Source organism: Kribbella sp. NPDC051137, from assembly GCF_040682535.1.
GTDB lineage: Bacteria > Actinomycetota > Actinomycetes > Propionibacteriales > Kribbellaceae > Kribbella > Kribbella karoonensis.
This window is the reverse complement of the sequence record NZ_JBFBBI010000002.1, coordinates 547,068-571,517: the sequence shown is the minus strand read 5'-3', so window position 1 is coordinate 571,517 and position 24,450 is coordinate 547,068. Positions and strand designations below refer to the sequence as shown.

General features: G+C 68.6%; 23 protein-coding genes. 12 read left to right on the top strand and 11 right to left on the bottom strand.

Going from position 1 to position 24,450, the window contains the following annotated elements; all coding sequences use genetic code 11:
- The first annotated feature begins 46 nt into the window (after nucleotides 1-46).
- Complete coding sequence (locus tag AB0M51_RS10215; protein WP_344188084.1) at nucleotides 47-1,126, top strand: M20 family metallopeptidase; 1,080 nt, start codon at nucleotides 47-49, stop codon at nucleotides 1,124-1,126.
- Here the strand turns inward: AB0M51_RS10215 and ggt are convergent.
- The 5 genes from ggt to miaA form a co-directional block, all read right to left on the bottom strand.
- A complete protein-coding gene (gene ggt / locus AB0M51_RS10210; protein WP_344188085.1) occupies nucleotides 1,113-2,936 on the bottom strand; it encodes a gamma-glutamyltransferase in 1,824 nt (607 codons plus the stop codon). The genes AB0M51_RS10215 and ggt overlap by 14 nt on opposite strands.
- Nucleotides 2,937-3,008: 72 nt before the next feature.
- A complete protein-coding gene (locus AB0M51_RS10205) occupies nucleotides 3,009-3,386 on the bottom strand; it encodes an avidin/streptavidin family protein (RefSeq protein ID WP_344188086.1) in 378 nt (125 codons plus the stop codon).
- Between the two features lie 13 nt (nucleotides 3,387-3,399).
- Entirely contained in the window at nucleotides 3,400-4,089 is a 690-nt protein-coding gene (locus AB0M51_RS10200) for a hypothetical protein (RefSeq protein WP_344188087.1), read from the bottom strand.
- Nucleotides 4,090-4,097: 8 nt separating this feature from the next.
- On the bottom strand, nucleotides 4,098-4,601 hold the full coding sequence (locus AB0M51_RS10195; RefSeq protein WP_344188088.1) for a SigE family RNA polymerase sigma factor: 504 nt from the start codon (nucleotides 4,599-4,601) through the stop codon (nucleotides 4,098-4,100).
- Complete coding sequence (gene miaA, locus AB0M51_RS10190; protein ID WP_363748821.1) at nucleotides 4,588-5,559, bottom strand: tRNA (adenosine(37)-N6)-dimethylallyltransferase MiaA; 972 nt, start codon at nucleotides 5,557-5,559, stop codon at nucleotides 4,588-4,590. Before miaA ends, AB0M51_RS10195 begins: the two co-directional genes overlap by 14 nt.
- A gap of 131 nt (nucleotides 5,560-5,690) precedes the next feature.
- On the opposite strand from miaA, the gene AB0M51_RS10185 reads away from it, so the two are divergent.
- The 6 genes from AB0M51_RS10185 to AB0M51_RS10160 all read left to right on the top strand — a co-directional run bounded on the left by AB0M51_RS10185 (nucleotide 5,691) and on the right by AB0M51_RS10160 (nucleotide 9,997).
- On the top strand, nucleotides 5,691-5,897 hold the full coding sequence (locus AB0M51_RS10185; RefSeq protein ID WP_344188090.1) for a hypothetical protein: 207 nt from the start codon (nucleotides 5,691-5,693) through the stop codon (nucleotides 5,895-5,897).
- Nucleotides 5,898-5,928: 31 nt separating this feature from the next.
- Complete coding sequence (locus AB0M51_RS10180; RefSeq protein ID WP_344188091.1) at nucleotides 5,929-6,168, top strand: antitoxin; 240 nt, start codon at nucleotides 5,929-5,931, stop codon at nucleotides 6,166-6,168.
- Nucleotides 6,169-6,241: 73 nt separating this feature from the next.
- On the top strand, nucleotides 6,242-6,976 hold the full coding sequence (locus tag AB0M51_RS10175) for an MBL fold metallo-hydrolase (protein WP_344188092.1): 735 nt from the start codon (nucleotides 6,242-6,244) through the stop codon (nucleotides 6,974-6,976).
- Between the two features lie 54 nt (nucleotides 6,977-7,030).
- The gene (locus AB0M51_RS10170; RefSeq protein WP_344188093.1) at nucleotides 7,031-7,600 is read left to right on the top strand and encodes a GNAT family N-acetyltransferase; all 570 of its coding nucleotides are present in this window, start codon (nucleotides 7,031-7,033) and stop codon (nucleotides 7,598-7,600) included.
- A 64-nt stretch (nucleotides 7,601-7,664) separates the two neighbouring features.
- Nucleotides 7,665-8,117 carry an NUDIX domain-containing protein gene (locus tag AB0M51_RS10165; protein WP_344188094.1) on the top strand — a complete coding sequence of 151 codons (453 nt, stop codon included), beginning with the start codon at nucleotides 7,665-7,667 and terminating at the stop codon, nucleotides 8,115-8,117.
- A 41-nt stretch (nucleotides 8,118-8,158) separates the two neighbouring features.
- On the top strand, nucleotides 8,159-9,997 hold the full coding sequence (locus tag AB0M51_RS10160; protein WP_344188095.1) for a LamG-like jellyroll fold domain-containing protein: 1,839 nt from the start codon (nucleotides 8,159-8,161) through the stop codon (nucleotides 9,995-9,997).
- On the opposite strand, the gene AB0M51_RS10155 is transcribed toward AB0M51_RS10160, so the two are convergent.
- Genes AB0M51_RS10155 through AB0M51_RS10145 form a run of 3 tightly spaced genes read right to left on the bottom strand, consistent with a single transcriptional unit; the run spans nucleotide 9,969 to nucleotide 13,392 of the window.
- Nucleotides 9,969-10,658, bottom strand: a complete 690-nt coding sequence (locus AB0M51_RS10155) for a phosphotransferase (protein WP_344188096.1) — start codon at nucleotides 10,656-10,658, stop codon at nucleotides 9,969-9,971. The genes AB0M51_RS10160 and AB0M51_RS10155 overlap by 29 nt on opposite strands.
- The gene (gene miaB, locus AB0M51_RS10150; protein WP_344188097.1) at nucleotides 10,655-12,127 is read right to left on the bottom strand and encodes a tRNA (N6-isopentenyl adenosine(37)-C2)-methylthiotransferase MiaB; all 1,473 of its coding nucleotides are present in this window, start codon (nucleotides 12,125-12,127) and stop codon (nucleotides 10,655-10,657) included. The genes AB0M51_RS10155 and miaB overlap by 4 nt, the downstream gene beginning before the upstream one ends.
- A gap of 35 nt (nucleotides 12,128-12,162) precedes the next feature.
- Complete coding sequence (locus AB0M51_RS10145; RefSeq protein ID WP_363748816.1) at nucleotides 12,163-13,392, bottom strand: PQQ-binding-like beta-propeller repeat protein; 1,230 nt, start codon at nucleotides 13,390-13,392, stop codon at nucleotides 12,163-12,165.
- A gap of 328 nt (nucleotides 13,393-13,720) precedes the next feature.
- Between AB0M51_RS10145 and AB0M51_RS10140 the strand changes: the two genes are divergently transcribed.
- Entirely contained in the window at nucleotides 13,721-15,244 is a 1,524-nt protein-coding gene (locus AB0M51_RS10140) for an amidohydrolase family protein (protein WP_344188099.1), read from the top strand.
- Nucleotides 15,245-15,370: 126 nt separating this feature from the next.
- On the opposite strand, the gene AB0M51_RS10135 is transcribed toward AB0M51_RS10140, so the two are convergent.
- Nucleotides 15,371-18,043, bottom strand: coding sequence for a hypothetical protein (locus AB0M51_RS10135; protein WP_363748813.1), 2,673 nt, complete (start codon nucleotides 18,041-18,043; stop codon nucleotides 15,371-15,373).
- Nucleotides 18,044-18,303: 260 nt separating this feature from the next.
- On the opposite strand from AB0M51_RS10135, the gene AB0M51_RS10130 reads away from it, so the two are divergent.
- The 4 genes from AB0M51_RS10130 (at nucleotide 18,304) to AB0M51_RS10115 (ending at nucleotide 21,624) form a co-directional block, all read left to right on the top strand.
- Nucleotides 18,304-19,065, top strand: coding sequence for an amino acid ABC transporter ATP-binding protein (locus AB0M51_RS10130; RefSeq protein WP_344188101.1), 762 nt, complete (start codon nucleotides 18,304-18,306; stop codon nucleotides 19,063-19,065).
- A gap of 58 nt (nucleotides 19,066-19,123) precedes the next feature.
- The gene (locus AB0M51_RS10125) at nucleotides 19,124-20,044 is read left to right on the top strand and encodes a glutamate ABC transporter substrate-binding protein (RefSeq protein ID WP_344188103.1); all 921 of its coding nucleotides are present in this window, start codon (nucleotides 19,124-19,126) and stop codon (nucleotides 20,042-20,044) included.
- 72 nt (nucleotides 20,045-20,116) lie between these two features.
- Nucleotides 20,117-20,764: an amino acid ABC transporter permease gene (locus AB0M51_RS10120; RefSeq protein WP_344188104.1), complete on the top strand. Its 648-nt coding sequence runs from the start codon at nucleotides 20,117-20,119 to the stop codon at nucleotides 20,762-20,764.
- Nucleotides 20,764-21,624 (top strand): amino acid ABC transporter permease, encoded by an 861-nt coding sequence (locus tag AB0M51_RS10115; RefSeq protein WP_363748810.1) that lies wholly within the window; start codon nucleotides 20,764-20,766, stop codon nucleotides 21,622-21,624. Before AB0M51_RS10120 ends, AB0M51_RS10115 begins: the two co-directional genes overlap by 1 nt.
- A 1-nt stretch (nucleotide 21,625) precedes the next feature.
- On the opposite strand, the gene AB0M51_RS10110 is transcribed toward AB0M51_RS10115, so the two are convergent.
- Nucleotides 21,626-22,867 carry an arginine deiminase gene (locus AB0M51_RS10110; RefSeq protein ID WP_344188107.1) on the bottom strand — a complete coding sequence of 414 codons (1,242 nt, stop codon included), beginning with the start codon at nucleotides 22,865-22,867 and terminating at the stop codon, nucleotides 21,626-21,628.
- Between the two features lie 22 nt (nucleotides 22,868-22,889).
- Complete coding sequence (locus AB0M51_RS10105) at nucleotides 22,890-24,329, bottom strand: basic amino acid/polyamine antiporter (protein WP_344188108.1); 1,440 nt, start codon at nucleotides 24,327-24,329, stop codon at nucleotides 22,890-22,892.
- Between the last annotated feature and the right edge of the window lie 121 nt (nucleotides 24,330-24,450).

Below are 24,450 nucleotides of genomic sequence, written 5' to 3'. Positions count from 1 at the left end.
AGAACTCTGGCCAACCGTGGGTCAGATGATGATACGTTGACTATCCATGATGATCGAGCGACTCCGGGAGTACGTCGGCACCGAGACGCCGACCGGTGACGCGGCCGCACTGAACGCGTTCGCCGACCGGCTGGCGACGCGGTACGCCGATCTCGGCGCGACCGTCCGGCGCGAGCCGCAGCCGACCGGCGACCACCTGATCGCGGACTTCCCCGGCCGAGCAGCGCAGCCGCTGCTCTTCCTCACGCACCACGACACGGTCTGGCCGATCGGGCAGCTCGCCGGCGCGATGCCGTGGCGCGAGGCGGACGGGATCATCCACGGCCCGGGCGTCTTCGACATGAAGGGCGGCCTCGTCGTTCTGGAGACCGCCCTCGAACAGGTCGCCGGCCGCGACCACCGGCCGCTGCGGATCGTGGTGGTCGCGGACGAGGAGATCGGCTCGCCGACGGCACGTGCCCTGGTGACCGCCGAGGCCGAGGGTGCGTACGCCGCGTTCGGGTTCGAGCCGCCGCATCCGAACGGCGACCTGAAGACGTCGCGCTGGGGAAGTACCAGGGTCCGCCTCGAGGTCACCGGGCGAGAGGCGCATGCCGCGCTGGATCCGGACCGCGGCGTGTCCGCGATCGACGAACTCGTCGACCAGCTGATCGCCGTACGACAGGTGGTTGCCGGGCACGAGAAGGTGCTGTGCAACGTCGGCACGATCAGCGGCGGAGGGCGGACGAATGTCGTGCCAGGAACAGCGTCGGCCGACATCGGGTTCCGCTTCGTGGACCCGCAGACCGAAGAAGCGGTCCTCGCAGCGGTCACCGAACTGAAACCCGTGCGGGACGCGCAGTTGAGCGTGCAGGTGCTGTCCAACCGGCCGGCCTGGGAGCCATCCGGCGCAACGGACGAGCTGCTGGCGAAGGTGGCCGCCGCCGGGCGGTCGATCGGTCAGGAGATCGGCGGCGCACCCGCGTCCGGCGCCGCCGACACCAACCTCACCGGATGGTTGGGCATCCCAACGCTGGACGGCCTGGGCCCCGTCGGCAAGGGGGCCCACGCCGTCCACGAACAGGTCGTCGCGGCGACCCTGGCCGAACGAGCGGCCCTGGTCGCCGCGATCATCACCGCTCTCTGACCACTCCGGCCGCTCCCCCGCCCCGCCGGGTGGGTTCGGCGGCCGCGAGGATCGCGCCGCCGGGCAGGAACTCGAGCGCCGCGACCGCGCCGATCTCGGCGGCCGAGCTCCCGGGCGCACCGGCCGGCGTGAACGTGTGCCCGTACGGCGCCAGCGCGGCACCGTACTTGTCGATGAACGACTGCTCCGCCGTCACCGACGCGGTGTTGCGCTGTGACGCACGCGGTGCCGCGATCGCCTGCGGCAGCGTCATCCCGCGGTCGAGCCGGTTCGTCAGGGTCTGCAGGACGGTCGTGATGATCGTCGAACCGCCCGGCGAGCCGATCGCGATGTACGGCCGGTTGCCGCGCAGCACGATCGTCGGCGACATCGACGACCGCGGCCGCTTGCCGCCCGCGACGATGTTCGGGTCCTTCGGGTCGGGCACGAAGGAGAAGTCGGTCAGTTCGTTGTTGAGCAGGAACCCACGACCTGGCACCGTGATCCCGCTGCCGCCGGTCTGCTCGATGGTCAGCGTGTAGGAGACCACGTTGCCCCACTTGTCGGCGGTCACCAGGTGCGTCGTCGAACGTCCTTCGGTGTCCGGGCGCTGCTCGACGGTGGTGCCCTTGGCACACCGCGAGTACCTGCCGTCGGGCGATCCCGCGGGCACCGGCTTCGTCGCGGCCTTCTGCGGGTCGATCAGGCAGGACCGCTCGGCCCCGAACCCCTTCGACAACAGTTCCTTCTGCGGGACGTCGACGTACGCCGGGTCGCCGATGTACGCGCCGCGGTCCGCGAAAGCGAGCGCGGACGCCTCGAGGTAGGTATGCAGCGCCTGCGTGGTGGACATCTGTGCGATGTGCTGCGGCTGCAGGATGTTGAGCGCCTCGCCGACGGTGATCCCGCCGGAGGACGACGGCGGCATGCCGTAGACGCTGAGGCCGTCGTACCGGACCTTGGTCGGCGTGCGGTCGATCGCCCGGTACGACGCCAGGTCGCTGGTCCGGAGGTAGCCGGGATAGAACGGCAGCGTCGCGTCCGGGGTCTTCGGCGGGTTCTTCGCGACAGCAGCCATCTCACCGGACAGCTGGCCGTTGTAGAACACCGACGGGCCCTGCTGTCCGATCAGCTTGTAGGTGGCGGCGAGCTCCGGATTCTTGAACAGCGAACCCACCTGCGGCGCGTCGCCGTTCGGCAGGAACAGCTTGGCGGTCGGCACCACCTGCGAGAAGCGGGACTTGTTCTCCAGCGTCTGCAGGTGGAAGGTCGGATCGACGACGAAACCGCGCTCGGCCAGGCCTTCGGCGGGCTGCAACGCGTTGCCGAGCGACAACGAACCCCACTGCTTCAGAGCGCTGTTCCAGGTGGCGAGCGTGCCCGGTACGCCGATCGAGACGCCGGACGTCACCGCGTTCGCGAACGTGTACGGCTGGCCGGTCTGCTTGTCGACGAAGGCGTCCGACGGCATCGTCGCGGGTGCGGTCTCGCGGCCGTCGATCGTGTACACGCGGTGGCGCTTGGCGTTGTAGTACACGAAGTACCCGCCACCGCCGATACCGGCCGAGTACGGCTCGGTGACGCCGAGCGCGGCCGCGGTCGCCACGGCCGCGTCGACGGCATTGCCGCCACGGCGCAGTACGTCGAGACCGATGTTCGTCGCGTCCGGGTCGACCGACGACACCGCGCCGCCGTACCCGATCGCGACCGGCTGCCGCGGCGTGGCTTGCACCTGATCCGGTGCACGGACCGGCGTCTGCGCGCTGGCCGTTGCCGTGAAGGCAGTCAGAACGAGTGTTCCTGCGGACAGCGAGGCGATCAGCTTTTTCACGAGCTCCCCCACACGGGCTTCAGGGACAGGGACAAGCCCTGCCTACCGCACCCAACGCCCGCACGCCAGTCGTCACACCCCGGGTTCGCGGCGGAAGGTGTCGCTGTTGGCCAGCACCGCGTGTGCCCAGGGCAGGCTCATCTCGACCGGCTCGGCGTCCGGCTGAGGACGTTTGACAGCACGGTCGGAGACGACATGCCAAGCCATGTGCAGGTTCCCATCGCGCAGGAGCCCGGTGAACGAGGCGATCGCCGTAGGCTCGCCGGCGGTGAAGAACGCGAAGTGGAGAGCGTTTCCCTTGGCCAAGCCACTGACCGGGACAGTCGCCCCGGCGAACGGACTGTCGCCCAGCGCCGTCGTGAACGTCCCGCTGACGCGCCCGTCGTCGACGTCCGTGATCCGCAAGGTGCTGCCGTACTCGTTGATCCAGGTTCCCGACCACATGTTCATGGCCCTAGTACAGCTAGTGGAGGGTGCAGGAGGCGAGGAAGCGGCGTACTTCGCCGTCGGGCCATTCGACGGTGCCGGACGGGAACGACACCAGCAGCCAATGGCTCGACAGCTTCACCTGCCCGGTCAGCCTGCCGTCGAGGGTGCCGATGTGGACGGTCTTGCCGCCGGCGGCGGCGACCCGGGGCCTCGACAGGTTGCGTGCCTGCGGAGCCGCCTGCAGGATCACCTTCGCCGCGGTGTCCGCGGTCCGCATCTCCGGCTGCGAGAGCACGACATGGTTGGCCGCGATCGGCGACTCGGCCGTCCAGCCCTTCGGCGCGAGGCCGCAGTCGATCGTGCTCCAGGCCTGCCGGTTGGCGACCAGTTCGACGACGGGCGCGCCGAACTCCGAGATCGTCTGTTTCGCCTGCGGCGTCGCCGGCGGGAGTGTCGAAGGACCTGCGGCCGACGCAGCGGTCTCCGGCCCGACCGGTCCGCCGGCGACCTCGCCGCCGCTCCGCCACCAGTTCACCTGGTTGCCGATCGCGAGCACCAGAGCCGAGGCGGCGGCGACGCAGAGCACCCCGGTGGCCCGGCGGCGGCGCTTGATCCGGCGCAACGCGAGCCGGCCGCGGGTGACGTCCGCGTCGATGTCCGCGTCCGGCAGCCCGTCGGCCGCGCGGTCCGCGAATCCCTCCAGCAGTTTCTTGACCTCGTCCATCGGCGGTCTCAGCTACTCCCCGTCTCTTCCGTCATCAGTTCCTTGAGGCGTTTCAGCGCCTTCGCTGTCTGGCTCTTCACGGTGCCTTCGGTGCACTCCAGGATCCGCGCGCAGCTCGCGACGTCGAGGTCCTGGAAGTACCGCAGTACCAGGACCGCCCGCTGCCGCGGCGCGAGGTCCAGCAGCGCGTCCCGGACCGCCAGCGTGTCCGCCTGGTCCGGTACGTCGCTCAGTCGGGGCTCGAGCGTCTCCGCGGTCACCACCTCCGGGTGGCGGCCGGCCCGGCGGCGTTCGTCGAGGAAGGCGTTGACCAGGATCCGGTGGGCGTACGGACCGGCGCCTTCGTGCTTGATCCGGTGCCAGTGCACGTAGACCCGCGTGCAGGCGGTCTGGACCAGATCCTCGGCGGTGTGCACATCCCCCGCGGTGAGCAGCAACGCCGTACGCATCAGCCGGGTGCGGTCCGCGATCAGGTACTCGCGGAACTCGGCCTCACGGTCACCCCCTCGCATCGACGATCCCGGTGTTCACCTCGACTACGCCGGCGGCGGACCCACGGTTGCCTCGGGCTATCACTTCGAGTGCCCGCGCGGCCAGATCGGGCGCATCGTACGGCAGCCACGTGATGCGTTGGTCCTTACGGAACCACGAGTCCTGCCGGCGCGCGAACCGGCGGGTGGCCTGCGCGGTCCGCTCTCTTGCCTGGGCTTCGTCGATCTCACCGTTCAGCAACGCGATCACCTGCGAGTATCCGAGTGCGCGGTTGGCGGTCTTCCCCTCAATCAAACCCTTGTCCAGCAGACCTCGCACCTCGGCCACGAATCCGGCGTCGAACATCCGGTCCACCCGGCGGTCGATCCGCTCGTCGAGCACCGGCCGCGGTACGTCGAGGCCGAGCTGGATCGCGCCCTCGTACACGTAGCGGTGCTCGGGCAGCGTGGCGACGTACGGGCCGCCGGTGATCTCGATGACCTCGAGCGCGCGGACGATCCGGCGGCCGTTGCTGGGCAGGATCTGTTCGGCCGCCTGCGGATCCTTCGCCCGGAGCTGTGCGTGCAGGGCGCCGGATCCGTGCTCCGCGAGCTCAGTCTCCAGCCGCGCGCGGACGTCCGGGTCGGTGCCGGGAAACACGAAGTCGTCGAGGATCGCCCGTACGTACAAGGCAGAGCCGCCGGCCAGCACCGGGACCAGTTGCCTGTTCAGGCAGTCGTCGATCGCGGCCCGGGCAAGCTCCTGGAACTCCGCGACGGTCGCCGTCTCGGTGACGTCCAGGATGTCCAGCAGATGATGCGGTACGCCGCGGCGCTCGGCGTCGGTGATCCTCGCCGTACCGATGTCCATCCCGCGGTAGACCTGCATGGCGTCGGCGTTCACCACCTCACCGCCGAGGCGCTCGGACAGGGCAACGGCGAGGTCGGACTTGCCGGCCGCGGTGGGACCGACGACCGCGACGACGAGTGGTGCAGGCATCGCTCCAGTCTGGCAGTGCCGGATTCAGAGTTCGCCAAGAGGTGCAGACCGGTCTTGTGGATGACCCGGATTGTTCGGTAGTAACCATGTCAGTGTGGTGAGTTCGTGACATTTCTACGGGAGGACATCAAGTGACGAATCCGTTCGACGAAGAGTCGGCGAAGGACCAGCCCGAGGAGGCCGAGGACCTGACCGCCGCCAAGAAGAGCGGCGGCGACATCGAGTTCGCGGCCGACACCGAACCGGGCGACGGCACCGACTCCGGGGGCGATATCGAATCCGGTGGGGACATCGAGTCCGGCGGTGAGACCACCGACAGCGGCGGCGACATAGAGTAGTCACTCAACTACTCACAATGGGAGCCGCACGATGGGGATCTTCGACAAGTTCAAGGACACCGCCGAGAACCTGAAGGAAAAGGCCACCGACCTGGTCGACGGCCACGGCGACAAGGTCGGCGAAGGCCTGGACAAGGCCGGTGACTTCGTCGACGACAAGACCGGCGGCAAGTACGGCGACCAGATCGACTCGGGCGTCGGCAAGGCCAAGGAAGGCCTCGACAACCTCGACGGCCAGAACGACGACATCCCGGACAACCCGTCCGCCTGACGCCGTACTCCCCACAGGGCCGCAAGCACACCGCTTGCGGCCCTGTCGCTCGCACTGACCTACGATCGCGGCCATGAGCGACCTCCGGCTGACCGTCCTCGGGTCCGCGACGCCGTACCCGTCCGCCGACAACCCGTGCTCCGGCTACCTGGTGACCTCCGGCGACACGCGCATCTGGATGGACGCCGGCACCGGCACGCTCGGCCCACTGCAACGCCATACTCGGCTGGACGAGCTCGACGCGATCTGGATCTCCCACCTGCACGCGGACCACAGCGCGGACCTGCTGACGGCGTACTACGGTCTGCTGTACGCCGACCTGAAGCTGCGCGCGCCGATCCCGTTGTTCGGCCCGCCGGGGATCGCGGATCGGCTCGCGGGATTCCTGACGAACGGGCCGACGCGGAGCCCGATCGAGGCGGCGTTCGCCGTCACGGAACTCTCTGACGGGCATTCGACTGTGGTCGGCTCGGTCCGGTTGACCGCGCGGGCTGTGGAGCATGGTTTGCCTGCGTTCGCGGTGCGGGTGGAGAGCGGCAGCTCGCTCGTGTACTCCGGCGACACCGCACCGTGCGCGGCGCTGACCGAACTGGCGGACGGGTGCGACGTACTGCTCTGCGAGGCCGACGGGGCGGACCCCGCCCATCACACGCCGGAACAGGCCGGCGTCAGCGCAGCCGGCGCGGGACGGTTGATCGTGACGCACGTCGGTCCGGGGATCACGCCCGCAGAGGCTGTCGCGCGGGCCGGGACGCGGTACGAGGGGCCTGTCGAGTACGCCGAGGCTGGGGCGACGTACACGATGTGAGGTTTTCCGGACTTCCGGACGCGGATCGTCCGGATGCCGTCGTACGCTCGGCTCATGGTCGAAGGGCTGACCGTCCGGGCGCTGACGCCCGAGACGTGGGACGCGTTCGCGGCACTCGCGGAGCGGCACAACGGAGTGTGGGGCGGGTGCTGGTGCACGTGGTTCCACACACCGCACAACGAGAAGACGTTCGACGCGTCCAGCAACCGCGAGGTGAAGCAGCGGTTGGTCGAAGCGGGCCGGGCGCATGCGGCGCTGGTGTTCGACGGGTCGCGCGCGGTCGGATGGCTCGAGTACGGCACGCCTTCGGAGCTGCCGAACATCTACCACCGCAAGGAGTACGAGGCCGGTCTGGAGCGGCTGCCGGACTACCGCCTCACCTGCTTCTTCACCGACCGCAACTACCGCCGTCAAGGCGTCTCCGCCGTCGCTCTTTCCGGTGCCCTCTCCCTGATCACCGCCGCCGGCGGCGGCCTGATCGAGGCCTACCCCCAGGACACCGGAGGCAAGAAGATCACCGCCTCCTTCCTCTACAACGGCACCCGCACCCTGTTCGAACAAGCCGGCTTCACCTACCAACGCCCCAAAGGCAAGAACCACTGCGTCATGACCAAGACCCTCTGACGCCCCTCTCGGCACAGCGACCACGCACGGGAGATCTGCGGCCACGGTGATTAGGGTCTGGGGTATGGATCGGTTTCGGGTGGTGCCTGCGGCTTATGTGGTGGTGCGGCGAGGGGACGAGGTGTTGTTGTTGCTACGGGCCAACACCGGCTACATGGACGGGTACTGGGCGGTTCCCGCGGGGCATGTCGAGCGGGGCGAGTCGGCGGTGGCGGCGGCGCTGCGGGAGTTGAAGGAGGAGGTCGGGCTGGAGGTCGACCCGGCGGATCTGGTGCCGGTGACCGCGATGCACCGGACCGGTGGGAACGGGGATCCGATCGACGAGCGGGTGGACTTCTTCTTCACCACCGAGAGGTGGACCGGCGAGCCGACCGTTATGGAGCCGGACAAGGCGGCCGGGCTCGGGTGGTACTCGCTGGACGACCTTCCCGACCCGCTGGTGCCGCACGAGGCGCGGGTGCTCGGGTCGTTGCGAGCCGAAGCCCTTCCCGCGGTGATCGTCCAGGGTTTCGCCTGAGTTCACCGGCGGGCCGGTTGCCGCGCTCTACTGTGCCGACGTTGTCAACGGACTTGGAGCGTGGGGCGATGGACGAGCAGTACGGCGGGACGAGCCGGCGCGGGTTGCTGGGTGCGATCGGGGCGGGTGCGGTGCTCGTGTCGGGCACGCTGAGCGCGGGCAGCGCAGAAGCGGCCGGACAGGCGCCGCGGGCAGGACGGATCGACACCGAGCATCCGCAGTTCACGCTCGCGGTGGTGCCGGACACGCAGTACCAGTTCGACCAGGACCGCGGTGACGCCGCGCCGCTGACCGCGACGTTCAAGTACCTGATCGAGCAGCGCAGCGAGCAGAACATCGTGTTCATGGCGCACCTCGGCGACGTCGTGGAGAACGCGCAGGCGAGCGAGTTCGCGAAGGCGGACCCGGTCTTCAAGATCCTCGACCGGGCCCGCTTCCCGTACTCCGTGCTGGCCGGCAACCACGACATCGACGGGTCGAAGGACGACACCCGCGGCCCGTCGCCGTACCTGGACACGTTCAGCCCGCGGCGGTTCCGCTGGATGCCGACGTACGGCGGATCGACCGCGAACGGGTACAACTCGTACCACGTGTTCCGCGCGGCCGGTCGGCAGTGGTTGCTGCTGGCAATGGACTGGCGGCCGTCGGACGCGAGCTTCGCCTGGGCCCGCGCCGTGATCGCCCAGCATCCGAGGCTGCCGGTGATCCTGACCATCCACGAACTGGTGAACGCCGACCACGGCAACCCGGTGGCGTACTTCAGCGACCACGGCAACCGCGTCTGGGAACAGCTCGTCGACGACAGCGACCAGATCTTCCTCACGCTGAACGGGCACTACTGGCCGCCCGGCCGGGTCACCCGGAAGAATGCCGCGGGCAACGACGTGCACCTGCACATCACCAATTACCAGGACCGGTACTACGGCGGGTCCGGCATGGTCCGGCTGTACCACTTCGACCTGGCCAGGAACACCATCGACGTCGAGACGGTCTCGCCGTGGATCATGGCTCAGGCTCCGGCCCGGCGCAACGAGCTGGCCGAGGCGGAGATCGAGCTCAGCGACGACACCAACCGCTTCGGCATCCCGATCGACTTCGCCCGGCGGTTCGCCGGGTTCGCCCCGGAGCCGGTCCGCCCGGCGCGTCCGGCGAAGCAGCTCGTGATCCCGGGTACGGCGGCGTACTGGCGGTTCGACGGGCCGGTCGCGGACAAGGTGGTCGACCAGTCCGGGCAGGGCAACGACCTGACCCGGGTGCAGCTCAGCAACGACCTGCCGACGGCGTCGGCGGAGTACCACCCGGACCAGCCGGGGCACGCGAGCTGGGCTTTCCCGGGTGGGAAGAACCCGGCGCGCGGCGGCTACCTCAAGACCGCGGACGGGGCCCCGCTCAACGCGATGACGTTCCCGAAGGGCTACACGATCGAGGCGTTCGTGAAGCTCGCCGACGACGGGCAGGACCACTCGTGGGAGGGGCTGTTCACACGGCTCGGTACCGGGGGCGATGCGGGCAAGACCGGCAGCGACCCGGACGAACCGGCCGCGAAGCTCGGGTTCTCCGGCGGGCTGCAGGTGCAGTGGGCGGTGTACCCGGCGGACAAGAACGACACGTTCACCAACTGGGGTCACGAGCAGCGAGCCGGTGAGTGGTTCCACCTTGCGATCGTGAACGACGGCCGGCACAGCGTCGTGTACGTCGATTCCTCGGAGCTGCTGCGCAACCCGGCGACCCCGTCGAACGGACTCGCGACCGCCGGGAAGCCGTGGCTGGTCGCCGCGGGACACTACGCGAACAACATCGACCAGGGCTTCGCCGGCAACATCGGCGAACTGCGGGTCGTCACGCGTCCGCTCAAGCCGTCGGAGTTCCTGAACGCGTGAGGTGGGAGCGGATGAGCTTCTCCTGTGCGGGGAGAAGCTCCCGCTCCGCCTGCGTCAACGTACGGTTCGCGGCCCGGCGGGCCAGGGCATCGTCGAGGCCCGGGGTCGGATCGATCGAGTTCGCCAGGTACGTCGCCAGCGCCTCCCGGAGCAGCGTGCTGAGATCCGCGTACTCCGGATCGAGCGCGACCTGCGCGAAGATGATCGCGGTCATCGCGACGTCGAACTCCGCGAGGCCCTCCTCCGCGTTCCGCCAGTCGATCACGACCGGGCCGTCCGGGGTCGAGATCACGTTCAGCGGATGCAGGTCGCCGTGCACCACGACCAGCCCGGGTGTACCGCTCGGCGCCGGGATCGACTGCAGCCGCCGGTGCAGATCCGCGTGCAGCAGGCCGATGTCGGTCGCGTTCAGCTCGCCGGCCATCGCGGCCTCGCCGAGCGTCGGGCCCTCGAGCCGCTGCATCACGATGTCGGCGCCGTCCACCTCACGGACCGCCGGCACCGGGTACCCGAACTGCCCGACGTGCCGCATGAAGTCGGCCTCGTCGCGGACCGGCATCCCGTCCCGGTACCGCCGCAGGACCCAGTCCTCGTCGATCGCGTAGACGTCCGCGTCCCGCCCGAAAGCGAACGGCTCGGCGTCCGGAGCGAGCAGGCTCATCCGGGCTGGCAGCCGCCGGCTGCGGGCTCGAGCGGCTTGGCCCCGATCGTCGGCATGCCCAACATCACCCCGGGCGCCTCGGCCGGCGCATCCTGAGTCCGCTGCCACGCGTCACCGGCGCGCGTCCGGCGTACCGTCCCGAACACGTCGGCGACCAGGTGGTGGGGTGCGGCGTACGTGATCTCGACCGTTGCCATGTCACCCGGTCGCGGCGCCTCGACACCTTCCGGTACGGCGAAGTGCACGAGCCGGTTGTCCGCGCCGCGGCCGCTGAGCCGGTGGGTGGACGCGTCCTTCCGCCCCTCCCCCTCGGCCACGAGCACCTCGACCGAACGCCCGACGAGCGCCTTGTTCTCGGCCCAGGCCAGGTCGTCCTGCAGCGCGACGAGCCGCTCGTACCGCTCCTGGACGACCTCGCGCGGGACCTGGTTGTCCATCGACTCGGCCGGCGTCCCGGGACGCTTCGAGTACTGGAAGGTGAACGCGCCCGCGAACCGCGCCTGCCGGACCACGTCGAGGGTGCCCTGGAAATCCTCCTCGGTCTCCCCCGGGAACCCGACGATGATGTCGGTCGTGATCGCCGCGTCCGGCATCGCCGCCCGGACGTCCTCGATGATCTTGAGGTACCGGTCACGGCGGTACGAGCGCCGCATCGCCTTCAGTACGGCGTCCGACCCGGACTGCAGCGGCATGTGCAGCGAGTGCATCACGTTCGGCGTCTCGGCCATCGCCTCGATCACGTCCGCGGTGAAGTCCCGCGGGTGCGGCGACGTGAAGCGGACGCGCTCCAGGCCGTCGATCGTGCCGCAAGCGCGGAGCAGCTTCGAGAACGCGTACCGGTCGCCGAACTCGACGCCGTACGAGTTGACGTTCTGTCCGAGCAGCGTCACCTCGAGCACACCCTCGGCGACCAGCGCCTCGACCTCGGCGAGGATCTCGCCCGGCCGGCGGTCCTTCTCGCGGCCGCGCAGCGACGGCACGATGCAGAACGTGCAGGTGTTGTTGCAGCCGACACTCACCGACACCCACGCGCTGTACGGCGACTCGCGGCGGGTCGGCAGCGTCGACGGGAACACCTCGAGCGCCTCGAGGATCTCGACCTGCGACTCCTGCTCGACCCGGGACCGCTCCAGCAGCGCGGGCAGCGACCCGATGTTGTGCGTCCCGAACACCACGTCGACCCACGGCGCCTTGCGCGTGATGGTCGCCTTGTCCTTCTGCGCCAGGCACCCGCCGACAGCGATCTGCATGCCCGGCTTCTTGGCCTTCACCGGCGCCAGGTGCCCGAGGTTGCCGTACAGCTTGTTGTCGGCGTTCTCACGGACCGCACAGGTGTTGAAGACGACCACGTCGGCGTCGTCCCCTTCGGGCGCGCGGACATAGCCCGCATCCTCCAGCAGCCCGCGCAGCCGCTCGGAGTCGTGGACATTCATCTGGCACCCGTAGGTGCGGACCTCATAAGTACGCATGACAGCCACCAAGAGTACGTCCTCGCGGGCGCGGGTCAGAAAGCGCCGACCAGCGACACCGTCCGCCCGTCGTCCGACTCGGCCAGGGCGAGACCCGGGCCGATCGCCGAACCGCCGTACACCCGGCCGGCGCCGCGCAGGATGCTGCTCGTCCCACGGCCCGTGTGCGCGTCCAGCGCGGTCAACTGGCTGTAGTTGTCCCGCTGGTCGCTCCGCGACCACATCGGGTTGTGCTCGGCCGGCTCGCTTTCGACGTACACACCGCCGTTGTCGACCAGGACGCCCCGTACGTTCCCGGGCAGCTTCTTGGTCCACAGCACGGCACCGTTGCCTGCGTCGGTCGCGGTCAGGGTCCGGTCCGTGCGACGCACGAGTACGTCGGGGCCGAAGGCTGTGCTGCTTGTCGGGTCCGTGTAGCCGGACACGCCGGTGAGTGCGCGCCAACTGCCGTCTTTCAGGCTCACTGTGACCTGTGCGGAGTCTGTGAAGAGGTAGGCGCGGTCTCCGATGACCCGCATCGGCCCCGGCCCGTCCTGCAGGCACGGCAGGCCCTTGGTGGCGAACGCCTGGCCCGTCACCCGGTAGCCGACAAGTCGGCATTCCTTGCCGTCCTGCTCGGCGAACAGCGCGAGGTCTGCCTGCACAGCCGTCCTCGTGTAGACCAGCCAGGGCCGCTGCTGCGCAACCCGGCCGTCTGCTGCATCCAGTACGACGTACTGGGCGCCTGCCCGGAGCAGTACTACTGATGGCAGCACCGGAAGCGTGCGGGAGGACACCAGGGTCGCACTCTTGCTCTCAGCCGGGCGCCAGTTCGTGCTATGGCTCCACCTGGTCTTGCCTGCCGCGTCCACGCCTGACCACGTACAAAGCCCGACGGGCAGCTTCGCGACGTCGCAGTCCGCCAGTACGACGACCCCGCCAGCCGCCGCGACCACAGGCGTCCAAGCCGGGTATCTGTCGATCTGTGTCCACCCCTGGTGCGCCCGCGTCCACCTGACCTTTCCGTCAGGCGAGTAATAGGTCACCTGTTGCTTGTCGTTCTCGGACGTCCAGCCGACTACCGAGCCGTCAGCGGCGACTGCAGCATGGTCAACCGTGGCGGCTGGGTAGGTGCCAAGCAGGTGGCCGTTGGACCGGTCGTACGAGTGCATCGGCTCGTTTTCACCAGCCACGTACAGGTGGTCCCCGACGACCCATGTCTGCAACTTCAGGCTCTCCGGCTGCTTGTCGGCGATCTGCGCGGACCACAGCACGTCCGATGGCACCTGCGCCGACAGAACCGCTCTCGGTATGGCGATGGCAGCGACCGGCACAAGTACTGCGACAGCTCCCGCCAGCAGCTTGCGACGTACCAGCAGTGCGCCTATCACCGGAGCGCAGGCGATCAGCCGACGACGTACAGCGCAGGACGCGGTACGACGACGGCCCACGCCACTGCGGCCAGTCCAGCAACGGCCAGGACAATCAGCCCGACCAGGGTTCCCCGTGTGATCTTCACGGAGCAGACAGTAGAGGACAGGGGGCCTTTCCCTACCCCTGAGCGTGGTCCTGCACCCAGTGCCCACGCCTGCCGGCGACAGAACACTGGAACCCATGAACAGTTCTCGCCGTCAGTTCCTCGCCCGTACCGCCGCCGGGGCCGTGCTCCTCGCCGGCGGCAACCTCACCGCCGCGAACGCGGTCCGTACGCCGGCCGGGAGAAGCAACGCGCTCACCGCGCTCACCGATGTCACCGTCATCGACGCCGTCTCCGGCCGTAAGCGTCCGCACCAGACCGTGCTGCTCAGCGGCGACCGGATCATCGGCGTCGGCCGGATCCCGGTACCACGGGGTGCCGTGGAGATCAGCCTGAGCGGCAAGTACGTGATCCCCGGGCTCGCCGACATGCACGTCCACAGTCTCGGCGACGAGCGCGTGTCGCCGGCGCTCTACCTCGCGAACGGCCTGACCACGGTCCGCGAGATGGCCGGCACGAACCCGATGCTGTACGAGTGGCGTGACCGGATCGCCGCCGGCACGCTGCTCGGCCCGCGGATGGTCGTCGGCAGTCAGATCGTCGACGGCGACCCGACCCTGTGGGACCCGAACCTGACGAAGGTCATCGTGGTCGCCGACCCCGACCAGGCGCGGGCCGCCGTACGCCAGGTGAAGGCCGAGGGCGCCGACTTCGTCAAGGCGTACTCGCGCCTCACCCGGGAGTCCTGGCTCGCGCTCATCGACGAGGCCCGCAGGGTGCGGCTGACCGTGCACGGCCACGGTCCCGACCAGGTCACCTCGAAGGAGGTCAGCGAGCGCGGCCAGCGCAGCATCGAACACATCCACTCGCTCGGCCTGGCGGTCTCCACCCGGGAGGCGGAGGTACGGCAGATGGTCCTGGCGATCAAGGTCGCGAAGGGCGACTACAACTCCTGGTTCCGGCAGATGCACCCGATCGAGTGGATCGCCGCGAACACGTACAGCCCGGCCCGCGCCGCCGACGTCTTCGGCACGCTGCGCCGCAACAACACCCGGGTGACCCCGACGCTGACCATGCACAACGTGCTCGACCAGGTCGACTACACGAGCATGGACCCGAAGCTCGTCAAGTACATGGGCGCCGAGGAGCTCGACGTCTACGACTACGCCGTCCAGACCCTGTACGCCCCGAACCGCACCGCCGAGGAGATCTCCCACCAGCACGAGATGTGGGCGTGGCGGCAGCGGTTCGTCGGCGAGTTGTTCGCGCACGACGTACCGGTCATGGCCGGCACCGACACGGGTACGCCGTACTCCGTGCCCGGGTTCGCGCTGCACGACGAGCTGGAGCACCTGGTCGGGGCGGGCGCGACGCCGCGGCAGGCGCTGTACGCCGCGACGGTCGAGCCGGCCAAGTTCCTCGGCTCGGACACCGGCGCCGTGCAGCCCGGGAAGATCGCAGACCTCGTCGTACTCGACGCCGACCCCCTGACCGACATCAGCAACACCAGGCGGATCCACACCGTCGTCACCCGCGGCCGGGTCATCTCCCCCGCCCAGCGCCAACGGATGCTCGCCGACGTGGAAGCTGCCGTCAAGGAACCACCCACCGCCGCCACCCTCAAGCCCGGCGGCTGCTGCGGCGCCCACCGCCCGGCCTGAATGCGTCGACTTTGTGCACCAGATCCGTACGCCCAGGAGCGCGAAGTACGGATCCCGTGCACAAAGACGGCTGGTACGCCGACGGCCCACCCCCGAGCTCAGGGGTGGGCCGTCGGTTTCCTCGGGTCAGGCCGGTGGGGTGATGCTCCAGATGCCGCGGCCGTGGGTGGCGGCGTAGATGTTGCCGTCCGGGCCGGACTCGAGGTCCATCACCGTCGTCGTCGGCAGGCCGGTCCCGAGCACCTGCCAGTTCGTCGCGCCGGGTGCCCGATAGAAGGTGGCCAGGTCGGATCCGACCACGAGCGCGCCGTTGGCCAGCTGCTTGACCGCACTGGTCGGGATGTCCGGCAGGTTCGCCGAGATGTCCGACCAGGTCGCCCCGCCGTCCTTGGTCTCGTACACGTGCCCGACGCCCGCGCCCGGTCCCTCGGTGAAACGCCGCGAGAAGCCGTTGACGGCGACGTACGCGTGCTGCCCGTTCGCCGGATCGATGCCCACGCCTGCCAGATAGCGGTTCGGGAAGTCCGACGGCAGGGTCACCTGGTGCCAGGTCCCACCGGCGTTGGTCGCCAGGCCGCGAGCGAAACCGGCGTTGTTGCACGGACCGCACCAGCTGACGTAGCCGGTCCCGCCGCGCATCGCGACAGCCGTGGCCGAGTGCCCGGCGCCGAGGTCGAACGCCTTGTTCCACTCGGACGCGCTGCGCATGCCCCAGCCCTTGGTGGACGTGTAGACGTACTGACCACCCGCGATGAACCCGTTCGAGTTGGCCGAGTCGACCGCGATCGGGGCGATGAACCGCGGGTTCGGGTCGCCGGGGTCGAGGCTCCAGGAACTGGCGTCGGCCTCACTCAGCGCGCCCTTGTTCAGTGCGCAGTTGTTGGTGATCTTCACCGCCAGAGCGGTGTACTCCTGCAGCTGGTTGCACCCGTTCGCCGGGTCCGCGGCGCCGTCGCCGCCGTCACCGCCGAAGTTCGAGCCCATCTTGGTGTCGCCGTTGGTGCCGTCCGGCTTGACACCGAAGAGGTTCGAGACACCGTTGTCCTGCAGGCCGCCGGACACCACCACGCCGCCGTTCTTGGTGTCCTTGCCGACCGACACGGAGTAGTACTGCAGCGCGTCCATCGTCCCGTCGGCGGTCAGGGACTTCCAGTCGGTGCCGTTCTTGTTCGCGTTGACCTGGCCGTTGACCGGACGGGTGTAGATGCCGCCGTCGTTGCCGATGAACACCATCGGCTTGCCGCCCGACGTACCCACGGCGACCGAGTGCTGGTCGGAGTGCGGCGCGGTCGGGCAGGTGTTCTTGGCGTCGTCGATGTTCCAGCAGGGGAAGCCGAAGTTCCAGTACGGCGCCACGGCGGCCCAGTGCGAACCGGCGTCCGTCGTCTCGAACACCTCTTCCAGCCCGGCCCAGACGTGGTCGGCGTTCGCCGGGTCGACGGTCAGGAACTGGTTGTACCAGGCCTGCACGCCGACGGCGTACCCCTTACGGTCGAGGGCCGAGCCGCTGTTGTGCAGGATCTGCGGGTCGGCGATCTTGTTCCACGGGCCCGACGGGCTACCGGTCTTGGAGACGAAGATGCCGGCCAGGCTGGTGCTGCCGTTGATCTTGCTGGGCTGCTGCACCATCGCGTAGAGCCGGTCGCCCGACTTGCTGAAGGCGAACGTGGTGTACCCGACGTCGGTGCTGTTGCTGATGCCGCCGAGCACCACGTTCAGCCGTTTCCAGCTGGACGGGCCGGCGGTGTAGTCGTTGGTCTCGTAGAACCCGTTGTAGGTGTCACCGGAGCGCCAGCCGATGGCGGCGATCACGTGCTTGGGGTTCTTCGGGTCGATCGCGATGTCGTTGACGATGTTCTTGTACGCCGCGTTCGTCGCGCCGCCGGTCTGGCTGCCCGCCGGGACGAGCACGTTGCCGGCGTCGTCCTTGATCTGCGGCATGTAGTCCGGGTTCGGGTAGAACGCGACCTTCCAGGGGCCGGCGTTCGTCGACGCGTCGTGGTACCAGACACCGCGGTTGGTGGCGGCGAACACCTGTCCCCCGCCCCAGCGCAGCCGCCCGATCGTGGTCGACTCCAGCTCCTTGCCGCCGACCCGGTCGGAGGGGGCGAACTTCCCGGTCGTCGGGTTCGCGAGCCGGTAGACGCCCGATCCGACGTACGACGTACCGCCGGTGTTCGCCTCACCCGTCGCGTACCAGAGCGAGCCGTCGCCGGCGAGCTGCAGGTCGCCGCCGCTCAGGGACGGCAACGAGTCGCTCAGCGGGGTCCAGCTGCCGCCGCCGGTGCTGGAACGCCAGACGCCGCCGTTCGCGCCGGCGGCGTACACGTGGTTCGCGTTGTCGGCGGCCAGACCGGTGATCCGGCCCGTGACGTAGCCGGCTCCACCGCTGGAGTTCGAGTACCAGTCCCGGTACCGGGCGTCGTCGGCGTCGTACGGCACCTTGGTGACCTCGTGCCAGGTACCGGCGGTGTGCGGCAGTGCGCCGAGCTGCCCGAAGGCGCTCGAGTAGGCGCCCGGAGCGACGATGCCCGGCGCCGTCCGCGCCTGCTCGAACTCGTCGGCGATCGTGAAGGCTTCCTTCGACTCGTTCTGCATCTCGGACGGGTTCCCGCCCGCGATCATCAGCGCCTTCTCCATCACGGCGGCGTTGTAGTGCCGGCCGGCCCACTGATGCTTGAGCCACTCCTCCTTCAGCTCGTACCGGCCCGCATAGGCACCGATGCCGGCTGCGATGAGGGCGGCCCCCAGCCCGCCGGCGAGGACTTGACGACTGCGTTTGGCCAGCGAGATCCGCATGACACGCTCCGGGTGGTTCGACGGGTCACCGTCACACGGCGGCGCTCCCGTAGCCCTGTCGCGCGAGGGCCGAGGTGAACATACGTCCGCCCCCGGAAGGCCGGAAGTGATCGTGGACCTACCCGGAGTGACAAGGGAAAACCTGCGATTTCGTCCCTGTGTAGGCTCTCAGCTACCAAGCGTCGCTTTATTGCAGATCGTTACCTCTGTGGTACCACCCACCGCTGCGACCGCACCCTCGGCTCCGCTAGGTTCTGGCCATGAGCGATTCCGGTACCGTGACGAAAACTGGTCTGGTTGCGCTGACCGGCGTCAACAAGCATTACGGCGAGCTGCACGTCCTGAAGGACATCAACCTGTCCATCGACGAGGGCGAGGTAGTCGTCGTGATCGGCCCGTCCGGGTCCGGCAAGTCGACGCTGTGCCGCACGATCAACCGGCTGGAGCCGATCGACTCCGGCAGCATCACGCTGGACGGTCAGGCGCTGCCCAGCGAGGGCAAGGCGCTGGCCAGGCTGCGCGCCGACGTCGGCATGGTGTTCCAGTCGTTCAACCTGTTCGCCCACAAGACGATCCTGCAGAACGTCACCCTCGGCCCGACGAAGGTCCGCAAGACGGATCAGAAGCAGGCCGAGAAGCGGGCTCTGGAGCTGCTGGAGCGGGTCGGCGTGGCCAGCCAGGCCGAGAAGTACCCGGCCCAGCTGTCCGGCGGCCAGCAGCAGCGCGTGGCGATCGCACGCGCCCTGGCCATGGACCCGAAGGTCATCCTCTTCGACGAGCCCACGTCGGCGCTCGACCCGGAGATGATCCAGGAGGTACTCGAGGTGATGGTCGACCTCGCCAAGCAGGGCATGACGATGGTCGTGGTGACGCACGAGATGGGCTTCGCCCGGACCGCCGCGAACCGGGTGGTGTTCATGGCCGACGGCGAGATCGTCGAGGAATCCGACCCGGAGACCTTCTTCACCAGCCCCACCTCGAAGCGCGCCCAGGACTTCCTGGGCAAGATCCTCAAGCACTGACCCGGCAGCCACCGCCCGCAGCTGTGCCCAGTAACGAAGCGAAGGGGAAATCCAGATCATGAGAATGCGCACCCTCGTCGCCACGGTCGGCGTCGCAGCGCTCGCGCTGACCGCGGCCGCTTGTGGCAAGGACGAGCCGAGCGCCTCCGGCGGCGGCGGCAACGCGTCCGACTCGTGCGGCGACCTGCACAAGTTCACCACCGCGAGCGGCGTCGACGTGGCCGGCAGCCCGACCTTCACCAAGGCGAAGTCCCGCGGCAACGTCGTCGTCGGCGTCAAGGCCGACCAGCCGAACCTCGGGTACAAGGACGCCAGCGGCAAGCGCTGCGGCTTCGACATCGAGGTCGCCCGGATGGTCTCGGCCGGTCTCGGCCTCGACCCCGACAAGATCGAGTACAAGGAGATCCCGTCCGCGAACCGCGAGACCGCGATCGCCGGCGGTGAGATCGACTACTACGTCGGCACCTACTCGATCACCGACAAGCGCAAGAAGCAGGTCTCGTTCGCCGGCCCGTACTTCATCGCCGGCCAGGACCTGCTGGTCCGCAAGGACGACACCTCGATGGACGCCGGCAAGACCGCCCTGAAGGGCAAGAAGGTCTGCTCGGCGACCGGTTCGACGCCGATCCAGCGGGTCAAGGACGAGAAGCTGACCGAGGCGAGCAACATCTCCGAGTTCAAGACCTACTCGGAGTGCGTCTCGCAGCTGCTCGACAAGAAGACCGACGCGGTCACCACCGACGACGCGATCCTCAAGGGCTACGCGGCGAACGCGCCCGACGAGCTGCGGGTGGTCGGCAAGCCGTTCAGCGTGGAGAAGTACGGCATCGGCCTGCCGCTGACGGACAAGGCGCTCCGGGACAAGGTGAACTCGATCCTCGCCGCCTCGGCCACGGACGGCACCTGGAAGGCGATCTACGACGAGACGCTCGGCAAGTCGGGTTCGGACTCGACCCCGCCGCCGCTCGAGAAGTACTGATCCGTCCCCGGCCGCGGCGCCCGCGTGGTGCCGCGGCCGGTCTGTGCAGCAGAAGGTAAGAGGAAGGTCGCGATGTTCTCGGTCCTCACCGACAACTGGGATCTGTTCGGACACGGGTTCTGGACCACGATCAAGTTGTTCCTGATCTCCGGCGTGCTGAGCCTGGTGCTCGGCACCCTGCTGGGCACGTTCCGGGTCTCCCCCGTGCCGGCCCTGCGGGGCACCGGCACCGGGTACGTGAACGTACTCCGGAACACCCCGCTGACCCTGGTGTTCGCGTTCCTGGTCTTCGGCGCGCCGAAGATGAGCATCGAACTGCCGTCGTTCTTCTGGTCCGCGGTGGTCGCGCTGACGATCTACACGTCGGCGTTCATCTGCGAGGTCGTCCGCTCCGGCATCAACACGATCCCGCCCGGCCAGACCGAGGCGGGCCGCGCGATCGGCATGTCCTTCGTCCAGGTGCTCACGGTGATCGTGCTGCCGCAGGCGTTCCGGGCGATCGTCCCGCCGCTGATGAGCGTACTGATCGCGCTGCTGAAGAACACCACGATCGCGGCCGGCTTCTCGGTCGCGGAGGCGGGCGCGATCCCGGCGGCGATGTCCGAGCGCGGTGAGAACCAGCTGCTCACGCTGACCTGGATCACGGTCGGCTTCCTGATCCTGATCGTGCCGCTGATGTTCCTGCAGCGGTGGGCCGAGCGACGGACGGCGGTGGCCTGATGAGCACGTTGTACGACGTCCCCGGACCGCGGGCGAAGATCCGCAACCGGACCCTGAACGTGGTCGTGCTGCTGCTGGTGCTCGGCGCCGTCGCCTGGGTGATCTACCGGCTGAACGCCACCGGCCAGTTCGAGAGCCGCCGGTGGATCCAGTTCCAGTACACCTCGATCCAGAACCAGCTGCTCGACGGTCTGCTCGCCACCCTGAAGGCGGCCGGGCTGGCCGCGGTGCTCGCACTGCTGTTCGGCTCGGTGTTCGCCGCGGCGCGGATCAGCGACCACAAATGGGTGCGCGTACCGGCGACGCTCATCGTCGAACTGTTCCGTGCGGTGCCGCTGCTGATCCTGATGTTCTTCTTCTACTACGGCAGCCTGCAGTTCAAGCTCGGCCTGACGCCGTTCTGGGCGGTCGTGCTCGGTCTGATGCTGTACAACGGCTCGGTGCTCGCGGAGATCTTCCGCGCCGGCATCGCCGCCGTACCGAAGGGTCAGCGCGAGGCGTCGTACGCACTGGGCCTGCGGAAGAACCAGGTGGTCCGGTTGGTGCTGTTGCCGCAGGCGATCAGCGCGATGCTGCCGGCGATCGTCAGCCAGCTCGTGGTGCTGCTGAAGGACACCGCGCTCGGCTTCATCATCACCTACCCCGAACTGCTGTACGTCGGCAAGCAGATGGGCGGCCGGCTCAACTACGGCTTCCCGTACATCCCGACCTACATCGTGATCGCGATCATCTACATCGGGCTGTGCTCGCTGCTGTCCTTGCTGGCCCGCTATCTCGAGGGCCGTTCGCGCCGGCGGCGCAAGGTCACCGGTGCGCCGCCGCCCTTGCCTACCACGGAGACCGGCGAGACCACGATCTGAGTCAGAAGTCCACTGGGTCGCGGATCAGGGGGCAGGTCATACAGTGACCTCCACCCCGGCCGCGGCCCAGTTCCGCGCCGACGATCGAGATGACCTCCACGCCGGCCTTGCGGAGCAGGGTGTTGGTGGTGGTGTTGCGGTCGTAGGTGAACACCACGCCCGGCTCGACCGCGACGGCGTTGTTGCCGCTGTCCCACTGCTGGCGTTCGGAGGCGTACACGTCGCCGCCGGTCTCGATCACCCGTAGCTCCTTCAGGCCGAGCGACTCGGCCACCACCTCGACGAAGGGTTTGCTGCCCTCGTCGGTCACCTCCAGGCCGGGCTTCTTGTCGCTCGGCCGCAGGCTGAAGCTGTGGATCGCGTCGACGATCGTCGGGTACAGCGTGACGACGTCCCGGTCGGCGAACGTGAAGACCGTGTCGAGGTGCATCGCCGCCCGCAGCTTCGGCATCCCGGCCACCACCACGCGCTCGGCGGCGTTCTGCGCGAACAACGCGGCCGCGACCTGCGTGATCGCCTGCCGCGAGGTGCGTTCGCTCATCCCCATCAGTACGGCGCCGTTCCCGGCCGGCATGATGTCGCCGCCCTCGAAGGTGGCCTGCGCCCAGTCCTGCTCCGGGTCGCCCCACCAGACCGTCGATCCGACGTACCCGGGGTGGAACGAGTAGATCGCCTTGTAGATCAGGGTTTCGTCGTGCCGGGCCGGCCAGTACAGCGGGTTCATCGTCAGGCCGCCGTACAGCCAGCAGGTCGTGTCGCGGGTGTAGAGGGTGTTCGGCAGCGGCGGCATCAGGTACTCGCGGGCGCCGATCTGCTCACGGGCGAGGGCGACGTACCCGGTCCCGAACTCGCCGGACAGGTCGGACACCGCGAGGCCGCCGATCAGGTACTCGGCGAGCTCCCGCTCCGAGATCGACTCCAGGTACGCGCGGGTGTCGTCCACCAGGCCGAGACCGACGATGTTCGGCACGATCTTGCGGTCCAGCAGCCACGTCTTCGCCTCCGGGATCTCCAGCGTCTCGGTGAGCAGGTCGTGCAGCTCGACCACCTCGACACCGCGGCCGCGGAGCTTGTTGACGAAGTCGGCGTGGTCGCGTTGCGCGTTCTCCACCCACATCACGTCGTCGAACAGCAGGTCGTCGGCGTTCGTCGGGGTCAGCCTGCGGTGCGCCAGGCCTGGTGCGCAGACCAGTACCTTGCGCAGCCTGCCGACCTCCGAGTGAACGCCATGTGCCTCGGTCATGCGGTGGGTCCTCTCTCTCCCTCTAGATGGCGATCCAGCCGACCGCGAGCGCGACGATGCCGACCACGGCGCCCGCGACCGAGACCGCCAGGATGACCAGTTCGACCGGGCTGAACAGTCGTCTGCCCTGCTCACGCCGCGTCATCACGAACAGCACCGTCGCCGGCGCGTAGATGACCAGCGCGAGCAGGATGAACCGGATCCCGGCGGCGACCAGCAGGAACGCGGTGTAGATCGTCGCCAGCAACCCGATCACCAGGTCCCGGGTCCGCCCGGTGTCCTCCTCGTAGCCGTCGCGCAGCAGGGCGATCTTCAGCCCGTACCCCGCTGCCAGCAGGAACGGGATCAGCGTCAGCGCGCTGGTCAGGTCGAGCGCGAACCCGAACGCGTCCTCGGAGAACAGCACCACGATCAGCATCACCTGGACGAGCAGCGTCGACATCAGCAGCGCCGCACCCGGTACGTCGGTCTCCGGGTTGTGCGACTTCAGGAAACGCGGCATGTCGTTGTCCTTGGCGGCCACGAACAGCACCTCGGCCGCCATCAGCGTCCAGGCCAGGTACGCGCCCAGCACCGAGATGATCAGCCCGAGACTGACGAAGACCTGGCCCCACTGCCCGTACGCGTGCTCCAGGACGGCCGCCATCGAGGGCTGCCGCAGGTCACCGAGTTCGGAGTACGGCATGATCCCGTAGGAGACGATCGTCACCGACGCGAATACCGCGAACACGCACAGGAAGCCGAGCACGGTGGCCCGGCCGACGTCCTCACGCCGCTTCGCGTGCCGCGAGTACACGCTCGCGCCCTCCACACCGAGGAACACGAAGACGGTTACCAGCATCGTGCCGCGGACCTGGGTGAACAGGCCGCCGACGTCGGAGCCGCCACTCCAGTTGTCCACGAAAACCCGCGGATGCAGCGCGAACAGGCACAGCACGACGAACACCAGAATCGGGATCACCTTGGCGATCGTCACGATCCGGTTGATGACCGCGGCCTCCCGGACGCCTTTCCTGACGAAGAAGTAAAAAACCCAGGTACCGATTGTCGACAAACCGGCCGACAGCCAGGTGTCACCGTCCCCGAGGGCCGGAATGACGGCGCCCGCGGTGGACATGATCAGGACCCAGTACGTCACCGTACCGACGCACGCGCTCGCCCAATAGCCGAATGCGGAGAAGAAACCGGGATACTCGCCGAATCCCGCTTTCGCATAGGCGTAGACGCCGGCGTCGAGGTCGGGTTTCCGGACTGCCAGCGTCTGGAACACGAAGGCCAGCATCAACATGCCGACGCCCGCGATCGTCCAGGCGATCAGTGCCCCGGCCACGCCGGTCTGCTGCGCGAACCGGGCCGGCAGCGAGAACACGCCGGCGCCGACCATACTGCCGACGACCATCGTCGTCATTGTTGCGAAAGTGAGTTTCTGTGCGGTCGGAACGCTTTCCGCTGCCTTGGTCATCCGCGCCCCTCGGTGAGCGATCGGGCTCGATCCGGAATTTGCGCAAAACTCCCTACGACCGGCGGCGCTCGCCACATTCCGGCCTGTACCTTCAATTTCCCGCGCTCTGACAATGCTGTCA